This is a genomic window from Pseudoalteromonas sp. BDTF-M6 (assembly GCF_018334135.1).
Lineage (GTDB): Bacteria > Pseudomonadota > Gammaproteobacteria > Enterobacterales > Alteromonadaceae > Pseudoalteromonas.
In genome coordinates, this window is sequence record NZ_JAGXTQ010000004.1 from 464079 (window position 1) to 481499 (window position 17421).

The window sequence follows — 17421 nt, forward strand, 5'->3', positions numbered from 1 at the left end:
TTTACTCTTCACAAGCTCAATTAAACTATGTATTATGCGCGCCACACATCGAGAGGTGTGTAATTTCTTTATGGCGGCTGTAGCTCAGTTGGTAGAGCCCTGGATTGTGATTCCGGTTGTCGCGAGTTCAAGTCTCGTCAGTCGCCCCATCTCCCCCTTATTTTTTAAATCTCCATTTGATTACCTAAGTAGATACCTTCTAAGCTGAAGCTCTATTCGAAGCCAAACTGCGTTTAAAAAATGCCGACCACCCGGCCGACACCCATACTCTATAGCGACTAAGCTCGATCAACATCGAAACTTAAGACTTCCTTGATATGCAGTTTGTTACACGCCAGCATCACCAGGCGATCTATTCCTAATGCCACGCCGGCACAGGCTGGTAAGCCAGCTTCTAGTGCACCCAGCAGATGCTCATCCATATCCACTTGCTGCAAACCGCGCTCCAGGCGTTTTTTGTTATCCTTTTCAAAACGCTGTCGCTGTTCGCTGGCATCGGTTAATTCATTAAAGCCATTGGCCAGCTCTAGGCCCTGAAAATACAACTCAAAGCGACCGGCGACGCGTGGGTCTTGCTCATTAAGTCGAGCAAGGGCGGCCTGAGAAGCGGGAAAGTGATACACAAAACACGGGCGCTGTTGCCCTATTTGCGGCTCAATCACCATGCAGAAAAGCAGTTGCAGCAAGGTATCGGCATCGCGCTCGGTTGCAGCAATGTCACCGAATCCCTGTGCGGTGGCCACCTGTTTTAGCTCGTCCAGGGTAATGGTTAAGGGGTCTATGGCCAGCACCTTAAGAAATACCTGCTGGTAACTGATACGCTCGGCGCCCTCGCTGCCCACCACCAACTGCATCAACTCATCTATTTCGTCCATCAGGGCAAACTCATCGAAGCCGGGGCGATACCACTCAAGCATGGTAAATTCGGGATTATGATGACGGCCATTTTCTTCGTTACGAAACGCCTTACAAATTTGATAAATAGCACCGCTGCCCGCCGCCAATAGACGCTTCATGGCGTATTCGGGAGAGGTTTGTAGATACAAGGGTAAACCTTGGGCATAACCCTGACCGACAAATTCGGTGGCAAAGCTTTGCAAATGCTCATCGGTCACGCTCGCCTGCGATAAGGACGGCGTATCCACCTCCATCACCTGGCGGGCAAAAAAGAACTCACGAATTTGCCGCAAAATGTGTGCACGCTGTTTCAAGGTGTCAATCTGTGCACTGGGTTGCCATAAAACATCTTGCCGATTCATTCGCTTTTCCTCATTTACTTAAACTGAGACATAAAAAATCCCAGCGCGGCGAGCCGGGCTGGGCTTATCCCTAAGGGCGGTCCCTAAGGGCTTATCCCGAAGGGATTGTAACGCTAACAGCGTTTATTTTACACGGCTTACGTATTCGCCAGAGCGCGTATCAACCTTGATCACTTCACCGATTTGGATGAACAAAGGAACACGAACTACCGCACCCGTGCTAAGGGTTGCAGGTTTACCGCCAGTACCGGCTGTGTCACCTTTTAGGCCCGGATCTGTGTCCGTTACTTCCAGCTCAACAAAGTTAGGCGGAGTTACTGCAATCGGGTTACCGTTCCACAGGGTGATGGTACATGAATCGTTTTCAACCAACCATTTAACGTTATCGCCAACCGCTTTTTCGTCCGCGGCGATCTGCTCAAAGGTGTCGTTGTTCATGAAGTGCCAGAACTCACCGTCGGTGTAAAGATACGCCAAATCGGTATCCATTACGTCGGCCCCTTCCACCGTCTCGCCAGATTTAAAGGTCTTTTCTAAAACCTTACCAGAGATCAGCTTACGTACTTTTACACGGTTAAACGCTTGACCTTTACCTGGCTTAACAACCTCATTTTCAAGGATGCTACAAGGCTCGCCGTCCATCATAAATTTAAGGCCACCCTTGAACTCGTTGGTGCTATAATTCGCCATCTTGTCCTCTAATAAACAATTTCTCGAGTAATTAACCTGTCAATGATACAAAGAATCGAAGTAAATTTGCATAAAAACTGGCAAAAAGAATTGGCCGAGGTGGTTACTCGTCCCGAAGAGCTGCTTTCATTACTCGAATTACCCCTAGAGGAATTTCTTCCCGACAACGAAGCGAGAAGCCTTTTTAACCTGCGTGTGCCACGCCCCTTTATTGCCAAAATGCAAAAGGGCGATCCCCGTGACCCCTTGTTATTGCAGGTTTTACCGCGCCGACAAGAGTTTAATCAAGCCCCTGGCTACAGCACAGATCCGCTGGCCGAGCAAGACAATTCACAGCCCGGCTTGCTGCATAAATATCGCTCGCGAGTGCTTTTAGTGTTTAAATCGGCCTGCGCCATTAATTGCCGCTATTGCTTTCGTCGTCACTTTCCCTATGCGGATAATCAGCTCAATCGCGCTGCGTTAGAGGAAAAACTGGCGTATATCGCCGCACATCCTGAAGTAAATGAAGTGATCCTAAGCGGCGGCGACCCGCTGATGGCCAAGGACGAGCATATCGCCTGGTTTGTTGCGCAACTTGAAGCCCTGCCCAATATAAAACGTCTACGCATCCATTCCCGCCTGCCGGTGACCATTCCCGCTCGCATCACAGAGACACTGAGCGATACCTTGGCCAACACCCGATTGCAGGTGGTATTTGTGCACCATATTAATCACGGTAATGAGGTAGACGCGCATTTTGCCAACGCCTGCGCCAGGCTCAAAGCCGCGGGCGTAACCCAGTTGAATCAGGCCGTACTGCTAAAGGAAGTCAACGACAACCTTGATGCGCAGGTAGCGTTAAGTGAGCGCTTATTCGCCGTGGGTATTCTTCCCTATTACTTGCATCAGCTCGACAAGGTACAAGGCGCCGCTCACTTTGAGGTCAGCGATGCCGAAGCCAAGGCCCTGATGGCGCAAATGCTCAGCGCCCTGCCCGGCTTTTTAGTGCCCAAGTTGGTAAGAGAAATTGGTGGCGAGCACAGTAAAACGCCCATTGATCTGCACTTAGAACCATAAAAATACGGGCTCCTTAGGCTAATTACTAGGGTCTAAACCCGGATATTGATGTGATTACCCAGGGTAGGCATAACGCCGGTATTTTCACTTTGCACTCCTTGAGGGGCACTTGTGGCCGACTCAATCAGCACAAGAGCCGCCTGGCCTTCAATTTCTTGCTGTTTTTTCGCAAGCGCCGCACTGTAAACCTCGGCACCATCGCCACCGGTAACCATAGTGGGAAGTGTACTGCCCGATATATTCATTACCCTTACCTGACTTTTTACCTGAATCCACGTACCATATCGGCCAATTGTGTTAGAGCTTTAGCTAATGCGTTTAGATTAAACATAAAGTAAACCGCAAAGAGAAATAGACCCTGGATATGAATTCGATTATTGAAAAACTAAACGACAACCTTAAACTCGCCTATCGTCAAGCGCTCGACGCAGATCAAAAGTTAGATCAGTTGCAAAAAGACGGCCATGGTAAATTCCAGGCATTATTTAACGAGGACGCGGGCTTTACCTTCGCCGCTAAACGCTTTAAGCCCTATGTGCTTGATGTTGCGGCCGATATTGAGGCGCTCAGCAATGCAGAGGAGCTTGATGAAGCCCTCTTGAAAAAAGCCGTACTCAAGCTGCAAAACCTGCTTGCCTTGTTGGCAACTTTTAAAACTCAGTAACGCCAAGATCTGGTCGGCGCCAAGCGCCGACCAGTACACTGTAAAGACACCCAGGCTGCTATCAACGTCAGCCGAGATGATTGGATTAGCGATAGACCTTCTGAGGCTCAATCCCTAGCTCTGGATAGAGTGAGTCTTGGAACCAAGAGCTGATCAAGCGAAAGTCGTAATAGAACTCTTTATCAGAATGAATGGAACGCATTCGGTCCATGTAACTCATATCTTTAAGTTTGACATCGCCGCTACTTAGCACCTTGCCATCTTTATCCACCAGCTTGTAGCTAAACTCAATACGCGGAATATAAACTGGCTTCATCACCCGAAACTCATTCATACCATAACGTACTTCACCGGCCAGATCTAAGTCGGTTATTTCGGCATTAAACACGCTTCCTTCTGGCAAGTTCTGCGCCTCAAAATTGAAGTGTTTGTCGAATTTCTTCATCAAACGCTCGTGATAAGGCTTTTTCACGTCGTTGCCAGGACGCGCATCGGCGTAATCATTTAAGTCCTGCCACTTAATTTTAGCCTCACCGGCATAGCTTGCAGCCGATGCGGCTATGGCCAATAAGGCCACTAATACTGTACTTACTTTCATGCTGTTCTCCATTTAAGTCTGCTATACCAATTCTGTTAAGTATGTGATCAGATATAGCGCTGGATAAATGATGTGATAACAAGGCGGGATTTTTCTTATGTAGTTATTCTACATAGAGAAATTCCAACGCAGTTAGCACGATATTTAGCCCGCTAGAATGATTAGCTATTTAAGTGAATTGGTATTTAATATAGACCCGTTCACATGCATTTAGATCACAAATCAATCAACAAGTTCGTTACCAAGCGTAATCATTTATTGTCATTTGTAGCTATAGCAAGGGATTAAGTCAATGCACAAAAAAACCCAGCCGAAGCTGGGTTTATGAGGTATGACTATTTAACTCTTTTTATACACGCCAATCCGCTTCAACAACAAATGGTTCATTTCTATTTAAAAGTAATACTCCAACTTCTGAGCTCTCCAAGGTTGCCTCGCCGCTGCTCAGAAACTTTTTAACTCCACACCCCCTGAGCTTCTAATTGTTGAGGAATAGCTAGTTGCCAAATCTGCCCCTCAAAATATTGCCCCGGATTGGACAGGTTATAGTGCTTGCCTTTGGGTGAAATTAACTGGACAGCAATATCAACCATCGTTGGCAACAGGCGGGGTATTATTTATAACTTCAATCAAGACCCTAGCCGTGTCATGACCACTTTTTTGGACACGGTTTGATGGGTAAACATCAACGATTTCATATGTAAACTCATCGGTCCCAAAGAAGCCTTCGTTCGGAGTGTAGGTTATATAGGAGCCATTATTGTCAATTTGGCCATTGGCCGGTTGCGTGACAGACTTGATATATAAGAGATCACCATCGCTGTCCGTATCATTGTCTCTAACTTGGATTGTAACTGGCTCTCCATAGGAAACCGCCTTATCATCTACCGCGACAGGGTAGTTATTTGGTCCATCTTTACAGCCAACAAATTGCCAACAGCTGTAATACCGAGTAGTTCCAACGAACTCTTCTTTGCCAGTCAAATATTGAGTGAAATTTGCATGTATTAAGAAGTCGGTGAGCGTCACGGCTGTGCTTTCTTCTGCCAAAGTGAACTCCCTTGCTGGCACCTTATAACGAATATCGTTAACGCCTATGTTTATATCAACTGCACTGACTCCAAAGTTGGCAATCCGCTTACCTTGAGAGTTTCTCGCTTTCAAGGATATGCCGAACTCCCCCTCTACCTGAGAGTCCACTTGATATGCGATATTGATGCCTTCATAGACACCATCACCATTTTCATCAAAAGGAGACTCTTCAAAGTTGCCGAGATAGATTAATTCGGGACGCTCCCACTCTGCAAAGGAGTAGTGCTTCGTATCACCTAAATTCTTATACAAAAACTGGGCGTCACCTTTATAAGAAAGTCTTAAACTATCAACAAGGTATTCGCCAGAAAATCCAGTTTTTCTCAACTCTTTTCCAGAAAACTCAAATATCAAATAATCACTTGTGTTGTCAGAAGTGATCGTCGTTCTCTGCGTGAGTCTAACTCCATCTTCTGTAACTAAGCTCACAATGGCATTAAGATGATCGCTAAAAGTACCAAGGTAAGTAATTGCAAAAGAAATCTGAAGGATATCGAAATAGCCATCACCATCAGTATCAACTGTTTCTTCAATTATATTTTTAGATAGACCGATGTACTTTTCATAAACACGAAACTTTCTGCTAAAGTTAGTTATTAGCACTTCTGTATCAGCAGATAAGTCAAACATTTCAACATCTAGCGTGTAACCCCCCACCTTTAAGGGTTCAAAATAGAAATCATATGCGCCATCTTCAGCTTGAAAATCCCCGTGCATACCATCATCCACTATAGTGAACTCATGTATTTTTTGCCCTCCTTCACTGATAGTGTATTTCACTTTCGCATCAAGGTAAGGCTCAGCTCCCTGATAAATTGCCGTATATATAGGAATAGGCGTATTAACAAAAGTTTTAGTGTCTGACTCACCAATGTTGGTGAAGTAAGATAAAGGGTAAGCTTCCTTAGTTATGTTAATTGATAGTTGGGTCGCTCCTGATATCTGCCCCCTAAGTTGGAACTTACCTTCCGGCGCATTGGAAATGTCTATTACCCAACTTCCCCCTGGTGATATTAGTGCTTGCAATATATTTGTGGGTTTAAAATCAATTATCCTAATATTGAAGGAACTGGCGTTTGAAGCGTTAACAACACTGCCATCAGGCATCTCTATTTCAATATTTGAGGTATTTATTCTTTTAGTGTTAGGTATTTTTAGCACCACGTTTCCAATTTGATGGTTATCAAAACTGAAGGTAAAATAACCTGCTTCAACTTCAGCTTGTTTATTTAGGCTTAACGAATTAAATGATACGAAGGCGTATATGTTGAAAGACACAATAAATAATAAGATAGAAAGTTTAATAGCTGTCATTCCCCACCCCCAACCTTTTAATCCCTTATTATTAATTATTTTCAATATCAAACACCGGTAGATAAATTGTGGCTTTTGAGGAAATGAGATTATTCGCAATTAATTTTTGTATATTTTCGTCGTCACCAATGAAACGGTTTATTTTTAGTTCAAATGTAAATTCATAATCAGCGTTATCATCTCGATACCGAAAGACATCATTGTAATACCCTCTATCCGCAACAATGAAAGTGCTAGGCGGGATTCTGATTTGATCATATGGCGTATGTGAGCGCCCATAGTGAGAGGTGTAAGTATCTGCGAAAGAACTAACTGAGAATATAAAAATTGAAAACAATAGTAACTTCATAACAACCTCCTTGTTGGTTATAAGTTAAATAAAGAATAAAAAAGTCATTATGTAAATAATGGTGGGTACAATATTTTAAAGTTTTAATTAATCATAGACCCCTGTGGAAGTTGGGCTTTGAGAAGCTAGGTAACGAGGGATTGATATGGAGTGAGGATCTAATATAGCTAATGACTCCTAGCAATTAAGGGAAGTTTCCCCATAAAAAAACCCAGCCGAAGCTGGGTTTTTTTGAAGCTAGATAGCTAGGGGGATGATCACATCATGCCGCCCATGCCACCCATTCCGCCCATGCCGCCCATATCTGGAGCAGCTGACTCATCCTTAGGAATTTCAGCAACCATGGCTTCTGTGGTGATCATTAGGCCGGCAACAGAGGCTGCGAACTGTAGTGCAGAACGCGTTACCTTAGTTGGGTCCAGGATACCCATTTCGATCATGTCGTTGTATTCACCGTTTGCCGCGTTGTAACCATAGTTACCGTCGCCCGCTTTAACAGCATTAACAACAACAGATGCTTCATCGCCTGCGTTAGAAACGATTTGACGAAGAGGAGCTTCCATCGCACGAAGTGCAACGGTAATACCGTGGTTCTGGTCTTCGTTGTCAGCAGTTAGTGATGCAATCTTAGAAGCAACACGTACTAGCGCAACACCACCGCCAGGTACTACACCTTCTTCAACCGCGGCGCGAGTTGCGTGTAGTGCGTCTTCAACACGGTCTTTCTTCTCTTTCATTTCAACTTCGGTAGCAGCGCCAACCTTGATTACCGCAACACCGCCGGCTAGTTTAGCCATGCGCTCTTGTAGCTTCTCTTTATCGTAGTCTGACGTTGCTTCTTCGATTTGTGCCTTGATCTGACCTACGCGGCCATCGATAGCGGCTTGCTCGCCAGCACCGTCAATAATGGTGGTGTCATCTTTAGTGATCACAACGCGCTTAGCCGTACCTAAGTCTTCCAGGGTCGCTTTTTCTAGCTCTAGACCGATTTCTTCAGAAATCACTGTACCATTGGTCAGAATCGCGATGTCTTGTAGCATGGCTTTACGACGGTCACCAAAGCCTGGCGCCTTAACCGCAGCCACTTTAACGATACCGCGCATATTGTTCACTACGAGTGTTGCTAGTGCTTCACCTTCAAGGTCTTCGGCAACGATAAGCAGTGGCTTGCTGGTCTTAGCAACCGCTTCCAAAGTAGGAAGCAGCTCACGGATGTTTGATACTTTCTTGTCAACCAGAAGGATGTGCGGGTTATCTAGCTCAACCTGGCCTTTTTCGGCATTATTGATGAAGTAAGGAGATAGGTAACCACGGTCAAACTGCATACCTTCAACAACGTCTAGTTCGTTTTGCAGTGATTGACCTTCTTCAACGGTAATAACACCCGACTCGCGGCCTACTTTTTCCATTGCTTCAGCAATGATGTCACCGATTTCAGAGTCAGAGTTTGCTGAGATAGTACCAACCTGAGCGATTGCTTTGGTGTCTGAACATGGTACTGAAAGGGCTTTTAGCTCTTCAACGGCGGCGACAACGGCTTTGTCGATACCACGCTTAAGGTCCATTGGGTTCATACCCGCAGCAACGGCTTTAAGGCCTTCGTTTACGATAGCTTGTGCAAGCACTGTTGCAGTTGTTGTACCGTCGCCGGCTGCATCGTTGGCTTTAGAAGCAACTTCTTTCACCATTTGTGCACCCATGTTCTCGAACTTGTCTTCTAGCTCGATTTCTTTCGCTACTGAAACACCGTCTTTAGTGATAGTCGGTGCGCCGAAAGACTTGTCTAAAACAACGTTACGGCCTTTAGGACCTAAAGTAACTTTTACTGCATCAGCTAATACGTTTACGCCTTTTAGCATCTTAGTGCGAGCGTCATTTGCAAAACGAACTTCTTTTGCTGCCATTATTCTTTCCTCAAAATTCTGTTTAATTCGGTTCTAAGTTCAACATCAGGGAGGCGAATTAGCCTACGATACCTAGGATGTTGTCTTCGCGCATGATCAGGTATTCCTGGCCTTCGATCTTTTCAGTCTTCTCAACGTAAGAGCCGAAAAGGACGATATCACCTGCTTTTACTTCTAACGCGCGTACTTCGCCGTTATCCAATACACGGCCATTGCCCACTGCAACTACTTCACCACGTGAAGATTTCTCTGCGGCAGAACCGGTAAGCACGATGCCGCCAGCAGACTTGGTTTCTTCTTCTAGACGCTTAACGATCACGCGATCATGTAAAGGACGAATGTTCATTTGTTTAGTTCTCCTAACAGTTTCTGAACAACTACAGAAAAGTCTTAAAATTTGTTTTCTTCTCTTATGGGGGTGAGCAAATTAAAACCCAAGAGTAAATGGTAAAAATTTTTTACTCTTTACGTTCAAATTCACCTTCGATTGTGGTGTTTGATTGGCCTCGTTCAGAGTGCACCGAATGCTGTTCCGAGGTGTGATGACGTGTATGCGAGCTGTGATAATGAGCACTGAAGCCACCTCCTTGGGTCATGTGCACCTGCGCTTGTGAGGCGAAGGCAGCCGACATGCGTTTGCGCACCGCCGGAGTGAGTAATAAGAAGCCGAATACGTCGGTCACGATTCCCGGGGTTAGTAAAAGCACACCGGCAATAATGACACAAATACCCGTAAACATTTGCTCAGCTGGCATTTGCCCTTGCGCCATTTGCAACTGTGCATCGCGCATTGCCCCCACGCCTTGTTGCTTTACTAATTTTGCACCTATGATGGCGGTCACCACAATCAGGGCTATGGTCGCAAAGCCGCCAATAACGTCACTTACCTGGATTAACAGGGCAATTTCGATGATGGGAATAATGATAAAAAGTAGGAATAATGCTCTAAACATAGGGAGTCTCGTTTAAGTCGATGAAATAAATGTGCGGCTGACAAGGTCACTTTTCAAGTCTTCTGCCGAGCTTCTATAGGTTTTGACCTTGCTATCGGCTAGTATGGGGTTAGAAAAAGAACGCATAAAAAGGTTCAGTATGACTACCCACTATCGGCTGATATTTACAACCTGCGCGAATAAGCAAGAAGCGCGGGCCATGGCAGAGCAACTGGTGCAGTTAAAATTGGCTGCGTGTGTGAACATCCTTCCTGAAGTAGAGTCTATCTACATGTGGCAAGGAGATGTGACCACCGCGACCGAAACCAAGCTGCTGATCAAAACAAAATCCGAAAAGATGAACCAAGTGATTCAAACCATAAAAAAATTACACAGCTACGAAGTGCCTGAAATTCAGGTTATTGATGTAGCAACGGGAAACTTGGCCTACTTTAATTGGATGGATGAGGTACTTAATTAATGCAATTGCTAATGCGCGTCTGGCTACTCATACTCACCTTGGCCTTTAGTGCTGGTTCCTGGGCCAATAACTCGGTGCTGGATAGTTTGCTCAATACCCAGGCAACCACGTTTTTACCCGTTGATCAGGCCTTTAAGCTGGACTTTGATCAACAAGGTGAAACCCTGTTTATCGGCTGGGATATCGAACCCGGCTACTACCTATATAAGCATAAGTTAGAGTTTGCCGGGAAAGGGGCGACGGTGACTCCCCCCATGGAACTGCCCGACGGGGAAATGATTGAGGACGAATTTTTCGGTCGCACCGAAGTGTATTTTAACGCCGTAAGTTTTACCGTTAAGGTCAGCGATATTACCGATGGTGCCTCAGTCAAGGTACGCTATCAAGGCTGTGCGGAAGCCGGCCTTTGCTACCCGCCCGAAGTTATTGAAATCCCGCTCTCCGTGGTTGGGGGCACAGCAAGTACAACTACGACCGGTGCCGTGACCGACGCGCTCATGGTACAAGACACACCTAAAGAGAAAGAAGATAAAGTCGGCAAAAGCAATAACGAAGGTGAGCAATCACTAACGGAACGTCTTGCTAGTCAAAGCCTGGTAACCAACCTGATGTTCTTTTTTGTGGTTGGTATCGGCCTGGCCTTTACCCCCTGCGTGTTCCCCATGTTCCCTATTCTCTCCAGCCTAATCGCCGGACAAAAGCACCTTTCGACCAGTAAGGCCTTTAGCCTGTCCTTCGTCTATGTGCAGGGTATGGCCATCACCTATGCGCTCTTAGGATTAGTAGTGGCTTATTTTGGTGGCCATATTCAGGGTTATCTGCAACACCCTTATGTGCTGATCAGCTTTAGCCTGCTGTTTGTGTTACTAGCACTGTCTATGTTCGGTTTTTATGAGATCCGTCTGCCGCAAGGCATGATGGAGCGTCTAACCAAGGTCAGCAACAAGCAACAAGGCGGTAATTATGCCGGGGTCTTCCTGATGGGTGTGCTCTCGGGCCTGATCGCCTCGCCCTGCACCACGGCTCCCCTCTCGGCGGCACTCCTATACGTAGCCCAAAGTGGCGACTATATGATTGGTGCGCTAACCCTGTATGCCCTCAGCCTGGGCATGGGTCTGCCACTCTTACTGCTGGGCACCTCGGGAGGCAAACTCCTGCCTAAGGCCGGTGGCTGGATGGAGCAGGTAAAAACCCTGTTCGGCTTCTTGATGTTATTCGTGCCCTTAATTCTGCTTGAGCGTATTTTGCCGTTCGAGGTGATCTTACTTATGGCCGGGGTGTTAAGCATAGCCACCGCTATTTATCTGCATTATTGGCAAAGTGGCCAAACTCAGGGCAGAGGCAAAACGATTCTTTGGGCCATGGCCATGACCCTGTTCATTAGTGGTTTAATGCTGGTTAAAAACTATGTCTGGCCTCCGACTGAGGTTAAGCAGGTGCAAGTTCAGCAACAAACCGCCAGTGGTGAATTTATTCAGGTTGCTAACCTAACAGAGCTCAATGAACTGCTTGCCGTTACCGAAGGCCTAGTTATGGTCGACCTTTATGCCGACTGGTGTGTGGCTTGTAAGGAGTTTGAACACTACACCTTTCCCAAGGAGCAGGTGCAACAAGAGTTTAAACACTTTACCCTGGTTCAAATCGACTTAACCGACACCAATGACAGCTCCATCGAGTTGATGGAACAATTTACCGTGTTCGGCTTACCCAGTATCTTGTTCTTTAACCAAGATGGTAAAGAACTTCCGGAGTTAAGGGTCACCGGCTTTATGGGTGCCGACGACTTTGCCACGCACCTGCAAAAAGTGCGTAACCATACCAACAGCTAATCAAGCCCCAATATAGCGAGGTGCCAACAAGAGCACTTCGCTCCTTTCTTTTGCTAATCCCACAGATTTCGCTGCCCAAGGTGATTAGACCAGTATTTTGCTGCTATTTTCCTCGAACTCACTATAATAGTTCGCTAAAGTGAGAAAAATTTGCTATTTGCAACTTTTACCCTTAAGTTTACTACTAATATTTGTATAAACGCTTATAACTCACAAGTTAAAGGATTTTAGTCGCATTATGACTGCAAAGTTTAAGATTTTAGTTATCAACGGCCCAAACTTGAACATGTTGGGTCGTCGCGAGCCAGACAAGTATGGCTCCAAGACATTGGTACAAATTACCGATGAACTAAATGATGCAGCCGCGGCACTTAATGTTGAGCTAGAGCACTTTCAAAGTAATAGTGAAGCGGCCCTGATTGAGCGTATACATGATGCCTGGCAGCAAGTTGATAGTATCATTATTAACCCTGCCGCATTTACGCACACCAGTGTCGCCCTGCGTGACGCCTTACTAAGCGTTGCCATCCCCTTCTTTGAAGTGCACCTGAGCAACATTCATCAACGGGAAGCCTTTCGCCATCACTCTTATTTTTCCGATGTGGCGCAAGGTGTTATCTGTGGTTTTGGTGCAATGGGCTATCACTTCGCGCTGCAAGCAGCGGTTAGCCGGTTGCAAGATTCGAATTAAAAACTAACTAATAGGCGGGTTTTTCATGGACATTCGCAAAATTAAAAAATTAATCGAGCTTGTTGAAGAAACAGGTATTGCTGAACTAGAGATCACCGAAGGTGAAGAGTCGGTACGTATTAACCGTCACAGTTCTGCTCCTATGGCTATGCCACAACAGTACACAGTTGCAGCCCCAGCGGCCGCTCCTGCACCAGTAGCAGCTCCTGCAGCTGAAGCACCGGCAGCAAGCGCTCCGGCACAACCTACTGGCCACCAGGTTAAATCACCTATGGTAGGTACTTTCTACTCGGCTTCTTCACCTGAAGCGGCTGCATACGTAGAAGTAGGCACAAAAGTGAACGTAGGCGACACCCTGTGTATCGTTGAAGCGATGAAGATGATGAACCAGATCGAAGCGGACAAAGCCGGTACGGTTAAAGCTATCCTGGTTGAAAATGGCGAGCCAGTTGAGTTCGATCAACCACTTTTCATCATCGAATAATCGCGCAACCCAAACAAGGCATCAACTATGTTAGATAAAGTTGTTATCGCAAACCGAGGTGAAATTGCACTTCGCGTGTTGCGCGCCTGTAAAGAGCTAGGTATTAAAACGGTAGCGGTTCATTCAACCGCAGACCGCGACTTAAAACACGTGCTCCTTGCAGATGAGACTATTTGTATCGGTAAACCGGCCGCCAGCGAAAGCTACCTGGATATTCCTCGTATTATCGCCGCCGCTGAAGTAACCGACGCGGTAGCCATTCACCCTGGCTACGGTTTCCTTTCTGAAAACGCAGATTTTGCCGACCAAGTCGAGCAAAGTGGCTTTATCTTTATCGGTCCTAAGGGCGACACCATTCGTCTGATGGGTGATAAGGTATCGGCTATCGAAGCCATGCGTAAAGCCGGCGTACCTTGCGTACCTGGTTCAGACGGCCCCCTAACGGAAGACAACGAGCGCAACATGCAAATCGCTAAGCGCATCGGTTACCCGGTGATCATCAAGGCCGCCGGTGGCGGTGGTGGTCGTGGTATGCGTGTGGTTCGCAGTGAGAAAGAGCTTGTAAACTCAATCGCCCTGACTCAGCAAGAAGCTAAGCAATTCTTTGGTAACGGCATGGTTTACATGGAAAAATTCCTTGAAAACCCTCGTCATATCGAAGTTCAGGTACTGGCCGATGGTCAAGGCAATGCTATCCACCTAGGTGAGCGTGACTGTTCAATGCAGCGTCGTCACCAGAAAGTTGTGGAAGAAGCGCCAGCTCCGGGTATCACCGCGGAAATGCGTAAGTACATCGGTGACCGCTGTACGCGTGCATGTATCGAAATCGGCTACCGTGGTGCCGGTACATTCGAATTCCTATATGAAAACGGCGAGTTCTACTTCATCGAAATGAACACCCGTATTCAGGTAGAGCATCCAGTAACTGAGATGGTAACCGGTATTGACCTAATTAAAGAGCAGCTAAAAATCGCTGCCGGTCAGCCGCTGTCTATTACGCAAGACGACGTTGTGATCCGTGGCCATGCCATCGAATGTCGTATTAATGCGGAAGACCCGAAAACCTTTATTCCTTCGCCGGGTAAAATCACCCGCTTCCACCCTGCGGGTGGTCTAGGAATTCGTTGGGACAGCCACATTTATGCGGACTACACGGTACCACCGCATTACGACTCAATGATCGGTAAGTTGATCTGTTACGGTGAAAACCGTGACGTAGCCATTGCTCGCTCACGCAACGCGTTGAATGAGTTGGTAATCGACGGCATCAAGACCAACACCGAGCTGCACAAGATTATTTTAGCGGACGAGAACTTCCAAAATGGTGGCACTAACATCCACTATCTAGAGAAGAAACTAGGTCTGTAAATTAAATTGTTAAGCAAAGCCAAAGCCGACATTTTGTCGGCTTTTTTTGTATTGAGCCTTTGAAAACAATGGTGAGTGGCTGATAGGACAATAAGTAAGCAGTTGATTTCTACAAACTTAAATAAACCCCCTTCAGCTAGTGACAAGGCCTGGAAAAGTTTTTATACTGCTCGGCGCTTACCTAAGGATATCTCCTATCCTGTAAAAACAAGGTAAGCATCGAGAATACAAAATGGCCCTATAGCTTAGGTGATGAACGTAAGCCAAAGGCTTTGAGAAGTGATTTAACATCACTTCGAAAGTGAAGAACGCGAGGTCGTGGATGACCGAGCTGAGTGCAGATCATCATGGACGTGTATACTCCGACTGCACCAAGTACACAAAATGGCCCTATAGCTCAGTTGGTTAGAGCGCACGACTCATAATCGTTAGGTCCCTGGTTCGAGTCCAGGTGGGGCCACCATTTTTCCTACTTTTCCTTGTGAATTACGCCCCCGAAATAAGCGAACTTTGTGTCTTTCGTATACAAAAAAGCTGAGTCAGCTAATAACCCAACTAAGCCTTAGAGCTTAAAACCACTTCGATAAACTAATTAAAATCAGTGAGCGCCCCGGCCAATGAGCCCTCAGGTTTTTCAACCACACGTAATAGTTCTGTCTCGCCATCGAGGACGATAAAGGTGGGGGTGTATTTAAGCTTAAACAGCTCGGCCAGGCCCTTGTCGTCTTGTTTGTTGTAATCCACGGCCACCAGTTCGAGCTGGGCGAGTTCAACCTTGCTCAGTGCCAGTAACTTTAGCAGTCGTGGTACTTCGCGCTCGCTGTCATGACACCAGGTGCCGAATAATACCAACACGGACTTGCCCGTGAGCTTGTGCATCTGTGCCAGCTCGTCATCGCTTGGCGTAAAATCATCGTAGGCCGTGGCAAAAGTTTCATATTCACCCAGTAAACTGCCGCTCTCAATCACGCCGATAAAGGGGTTATCGTCGGCATGTGCCGCTGTTGTCGCTAAGGCCATAATAAAAAAGCAGAGTGTTAGAAGGGTACGCATGGTTATCAATTCTTGTGGTTATTATCTAGGGCCATTATGGCCTTGTTATTGAGTCTTGTCTTGCCTTATTGGCATCTGCGCCGCCGAGCGCCTGTACCAGTTGCGCTAGCGGCGTATGGGAAATCGGCTAAACTTATGATGCAGGCACGGGGGTAATATGCAGGGCATAGATGACAAGGTTCTTTCACAACTTGAGGTGGGTTTTAAGCTACCCGTTAAACCGGCTGCGCTTAATCAGCTCCAGACTGAATTGAACCAAAGCAACCCTTGCCTGGATAAGGTCAGTGAATTGAACACCGCCGATGTCGCCCTGGCCGCGGCGGTTTTACGTCTGATTAATTCGCCCGAGCTTATGTCCGAACTAGAAATCACCGATGTAAAGCAGGCGGTTAAATTGTTGGGCCTCAACACCATCAGCCACCTCACCTCCCGCTACTTGGTTAAACAAGTTTTTGATCAATCGAGTTGTTGTATTTCTCTGGCCCGCTTTTGGGACAGTGCCACCGAGATATCACGGTTATGTCTGTATCTGGCTCAAGGACTAAGACGCGATATCGCCCTCGACAATGTGCAAACCTTAGGTCTGTTTCATGATATCGGCATTCCGGTGATGGCCATGAATTTTCCGGACTATGTACAGGTGCTCAATGCCGCCAATGACGATGGCCAGGTTTCGCTCACAGCACTGGAGGATCAGCGCTATCCCTGCAACCATGCCATGCTGGGATTTTATATGGCTCATTCCTGGCATCTTCCCAGTTCGCTGTGCAACATTGTGCTGCATCATCATGACGTAAACTTCTTAGACGAGCCCCACTGTGAAGACGAGAAGCTGTACTACGCCATCTTGAAAGTCGCCGAGAACATTGCCCATGTGCATAAGCGCTTTCGCGATATTAATCACTGGCATCTTCTTGAGCCTAAATTGTTCGCGACCTTAGGCTGGCAACATCAAGATTACCAAACACATCTGGACGATGGCCAAGGCCTGTTGCTCTTCAGCGCTGACTAAACGACTTCTTCGACATTAATCTCAGGGGTGTGTGCCCTCAATACGGCCATGATACAATGGCCCAAAGCACTCCGAAGGACGAGGATATGGCAGCAAGCTCCGCTGTAAAACAACTTAAGCTGATTGTCGGCTCCAAAAACCCAGTTAAAGTAAATGCCGCAAAGGCCACCCTGGCCACCTACTTTCCCGACCACCATATCGAATGCCTGGGTGTCGACGCCCCTTCCGGGGTTGCCAACCAGCCACTGGGCGAACCTGATACCCTGCTTGGCGCCGAAAACCGAGTGCGCTACTGCCAGGAGCATTACCAGGGGGATTTCTATATGGCCATGGAAGGAGGCGCTGCCCGCTTCGACTATGGTGCCGCCACCTTTGCTTATGTGGTGATCGCCGATAATCATCAATTGAGCGTTGGCCGCAGCTGCAACCTCCCATTACCTGAATCGCTGTTCGAAAAGTTACAACAGGGCCAGGAGCTTGGCGATGTCATGGATGCCGCCTTTAATACCACCAATATCAAGCAACAAGGCGGCGCCATTGGCCTGCTGACCCGTGGCCATGCCACCCGCCAAAGCACCTATCAACAGGCGCTTACCCTGGCCATGGCGCCCTTCAATCACCCCGAACTATTTTCGAGTTAAG

At 46.9% G+C, this 17421-nt stretch carries 19 protein-coding genes and 2 tRNA genes; 11 read left to right on the forward strand and 10 right to left on the reverse strand.

Annotation, left to right across the window (positions count from 1 at the left end; all coding sequences use genetic code 11):
* The first annotated feature begins 73 nt into the window (after window positions 1-73).
* Window positions 74-149, forward strand: a tRNA-His gene (locus KD147_RS12030).
* 129 nt (window positions 150-278) lie between these two features.
* Here KD147_RS12030 and epmA read toward each other — a convergent pair.
* Window positions 279-1259 carry an elongation factor P--(R)-beta-lysine ligase gene (epmA, locus tag KD147_RS12035; RefSeq protein ID WP_212548015.1) on the reverse strand — a complete coding sequence of 327 codons (981 nt, stop codon included), beginning with the start codon at window positions 1257-1259 and terminating at the stop codon, window positions 279-281.
* A gap of 123 nt (window positions 1260-1382) precedes the next feature.
* Window positions 1383-1949, reverse strand: coding sequence for an elongation factor P (efp, locus tag KD147_RS12040; RefSeq protein ID WP_105188478.1), 567 nt, complete (start codon window positions 1947-1949; stop codon window positions 1383-1385).
* A gap of 42 nt (window positions 1950-1991) precedes the next feature.
* On the opposite strand from efp, the gene epmB reads away from it, so the two are divergent.
* Entirely contained in the window at window positions 1992-3008 is a 1017-nt protein-coding gene (epmB, locus tag KD147_RS12045; protein ID WP_212548016.1) for an EF-P beta-lysylation protein EpmB, read from the forward strand.
* A gap of 32 nt (window positions 3009-3040) precedes the next feature.
* Here epmB and KD147_RS12050 read toward each other — a convergent pair whose 3' ends face one another.
* Complete coding sequence (locus KD147_RS12050; RefSeq protein ID WP_212548017.1) at window positions 3041-3253, reverse strand: hypothetical protein; 213 nt, start codon at window positions 3251-3253, stop codon at window positions 3041-3043.
* A gap of 119 nt (window positions 3254-3372) precedes the next feature.
* On the opposite strand from KD147_RS12050, the gene KD147_RS12055 reads away from it, so the two are divergent.
* On the forward strand, window positions 3373-3672 hold the full coding sequence (locus KD147_RS12055) for a prephenate dehydrogenase (protein ID WP_105188481.1): 300 nt from the start codon (window positions 3373-3375) through the stop codon (window positions 3670-3672).
* 85 nt (window positions 3673-3757) lie between these two features.
* On the opposite strand, the gene KD147_RS12060 is transcribed toward KD147_RS12055, so the two are convergent.
* The 6 genes from KD147_RS12060 to KD147_RS12085 all read right to left on the reverse strand — a co-directional run bounded on the left by KD147_RS12060 (window position 3758) and on the right by KD147_RS12085 (window position 9882).
* Complete coding sequence (locus KD147_RS12060; RefSeq protein ID WP_212548018.1) at window positions 3758-4270, reverse strand: DUF3016 domain-containing protein; 513 nt, start codon at window positions 4268-4270, stop codon at window positions 3758-3760.
* Between the two features lie 585 nt (window positions 4271-4855).
* Window positions 4856-6676 (reverse strand): Ig-like domain-containing protein, encoded by a 1821-nt coding sequence (locus KD147_RS12065; protein ID WP_212548019.1) that lies wholly within the window; start codon window positions 6674-6676, stop codon window positions 4856-4858.
* Window positions 6677-6707: 31 nt separating this feature from the next.
* Complete coding sequence (locus tag KD147_RS12070) at window positions 6708-7025, reverse strand: hypothetical protein (protein ID WP_212548020.1); 318 nt, start codon at window positions 7023-7025, stop codon at window positions 6708-6710.
* Window positions 7026-7282: 257 nt separating this feature from the next.
* Window positions 7283-8929, reverse strand: coding sequence for a chaperonin GroEL (gene groL, locus KD147_RS12075; protein ID WP_212548021.1), 1647 nt, complete (start codon window positions 8927-8929; stop codon window positions 7283-7285).
* Window positions 8930-8987: 58 nt separating this feature from the next.
* The gene (locus KD147_RS12080) at window positions 8988-9275 is read right to left on the reverse strand and encodes a co-chaperone GroES (RefSeq protein ID WP_212548022.1); all 288 of its coding nucleotides are present in this window, start codon (window positions 9273-9275) and stop codon (window positions 8988-8990) included.
* Between the two features lie 112 nt (window positions 9276-9387).
* A complete protein-coding gene (locus tag KD147_RS12085; RefSeq protein WP_212548023.1) occupies window positions 9388-9882 on the reverse strand; it encodes an FxsA family protein in 495 nt (164 codons plus the stop codon).
* Window positions 9883-10021: 139 nt separating this feature from the next.
* Between KD147_RS12085 and cutA the strand changes: the two genes are divergently transcribed.
* From cutA to KD147_RS12115, 6 genes are all read left to right on the forward strand, one after another.
* A complete protein-coding gene (cutA, locus tag KD147_RS12090) occupies window positions 10022-10342 on the forward strand; it encodes a divalent-cation tolerance protein CutA (RefSeq protein ID WP_105253188.1) in 321 nt (106 codons plus the stop codon).
* A gap of 11 nt (window positions 10343-10353) precedes the next feature.
* Window positions 10354-12171, forward strand: coding sequence for a protein-disulfide reductase DsbD (locus KD147_RS12095; RefSeq protein ID WP_212548063.1), 1818 nt, complete (start codon window positions 10354-10356; stop codon window positions 12169-12171).
* A gap of 238 nt (window positions 12172-12409) precedes the next feature.
* Entirely contained in the window at window positions 12410-12862 is a 453-nt protein-coding gene (gene aroQ, locus KD147_RS12100; RefSeq protein WP_105213430.1) for a type II 3-dehydroquinate dehydratase, read from the forward strand.
* Between the two features lie 25 nt (window positions 12863-12887).
* Complete coding sequence (gene accB, locus KD147_RS12105; protein WP_105253189.1) at window positions 12888-13346, forward strand: acetyl-CoA carboxylase biotin carboxyl carrier protein; 459 nt, start codon at window positions 12888-12890, stop codon at window positions 13344-13346.
* 27 nt (window positions 13347-13373) lie between these two features.
* Window positions 13374-14714, forward strand: a complete 1341-nt coding sequence (gene accC, locus KD147_RS12110) for an acetyl-CoA carboxylase biotin carboxylase subunit (RefSeq protein WP_105188490.1) — start codon at window positions 13374-13376, stop codon at window positions 14712-14714.
* A 386-nt stretch (window positions 14715-15100) separates the two neighbouring features.
* Window positions 15101-15177 (forward strand) — tRNA-Ile (locus tag KD147_RS12115).
* Window positions 15178-15302: 125 nt separating this feature from the next.
* Here KD147_RS12115 and KD147_RS12120 read toward each other — a convergent pair.
* Complete coding sequence (locus KD147_RS12120) at window positions 15303-15767, reverse strand: TlpA family protein disulfide reductase (RefSeq protein WP_105253190.1); 465 nt, start codon at window positions 15765-15767, stop codon at window positions 15303-15305.
* Window positions 15768-15924: 157 nt separating this feature from the next.
* Here KD147_RS12120 and KD147_RS12125 point away from each other — a divergent pair, with 157 nt between their 5' ends.
* Entirely contained in the window at window positions 15925-16779 is an 855-nt protein-coding gene (locus KD147_RS12125; RefSeq protein ID WP_212548024.1) for an HDOD domain-containing protein, read from the forward strand.
* 86 nt (window positions 16780-16865) lie between these two features.
* On the forward strand, window positions 16866-17420 hold the full coding sequence (gene yjjX, locus KD147_RS12130; RefSeq protein ID WP_212548025.1) for an inosine/xanthosine triphosphatase: 555 nt from the start codon (window positions 16866-16868) through the stop codon (window positions 17418-17420).
* Window position 17421 lies beyond the last annotated feature (1 nt).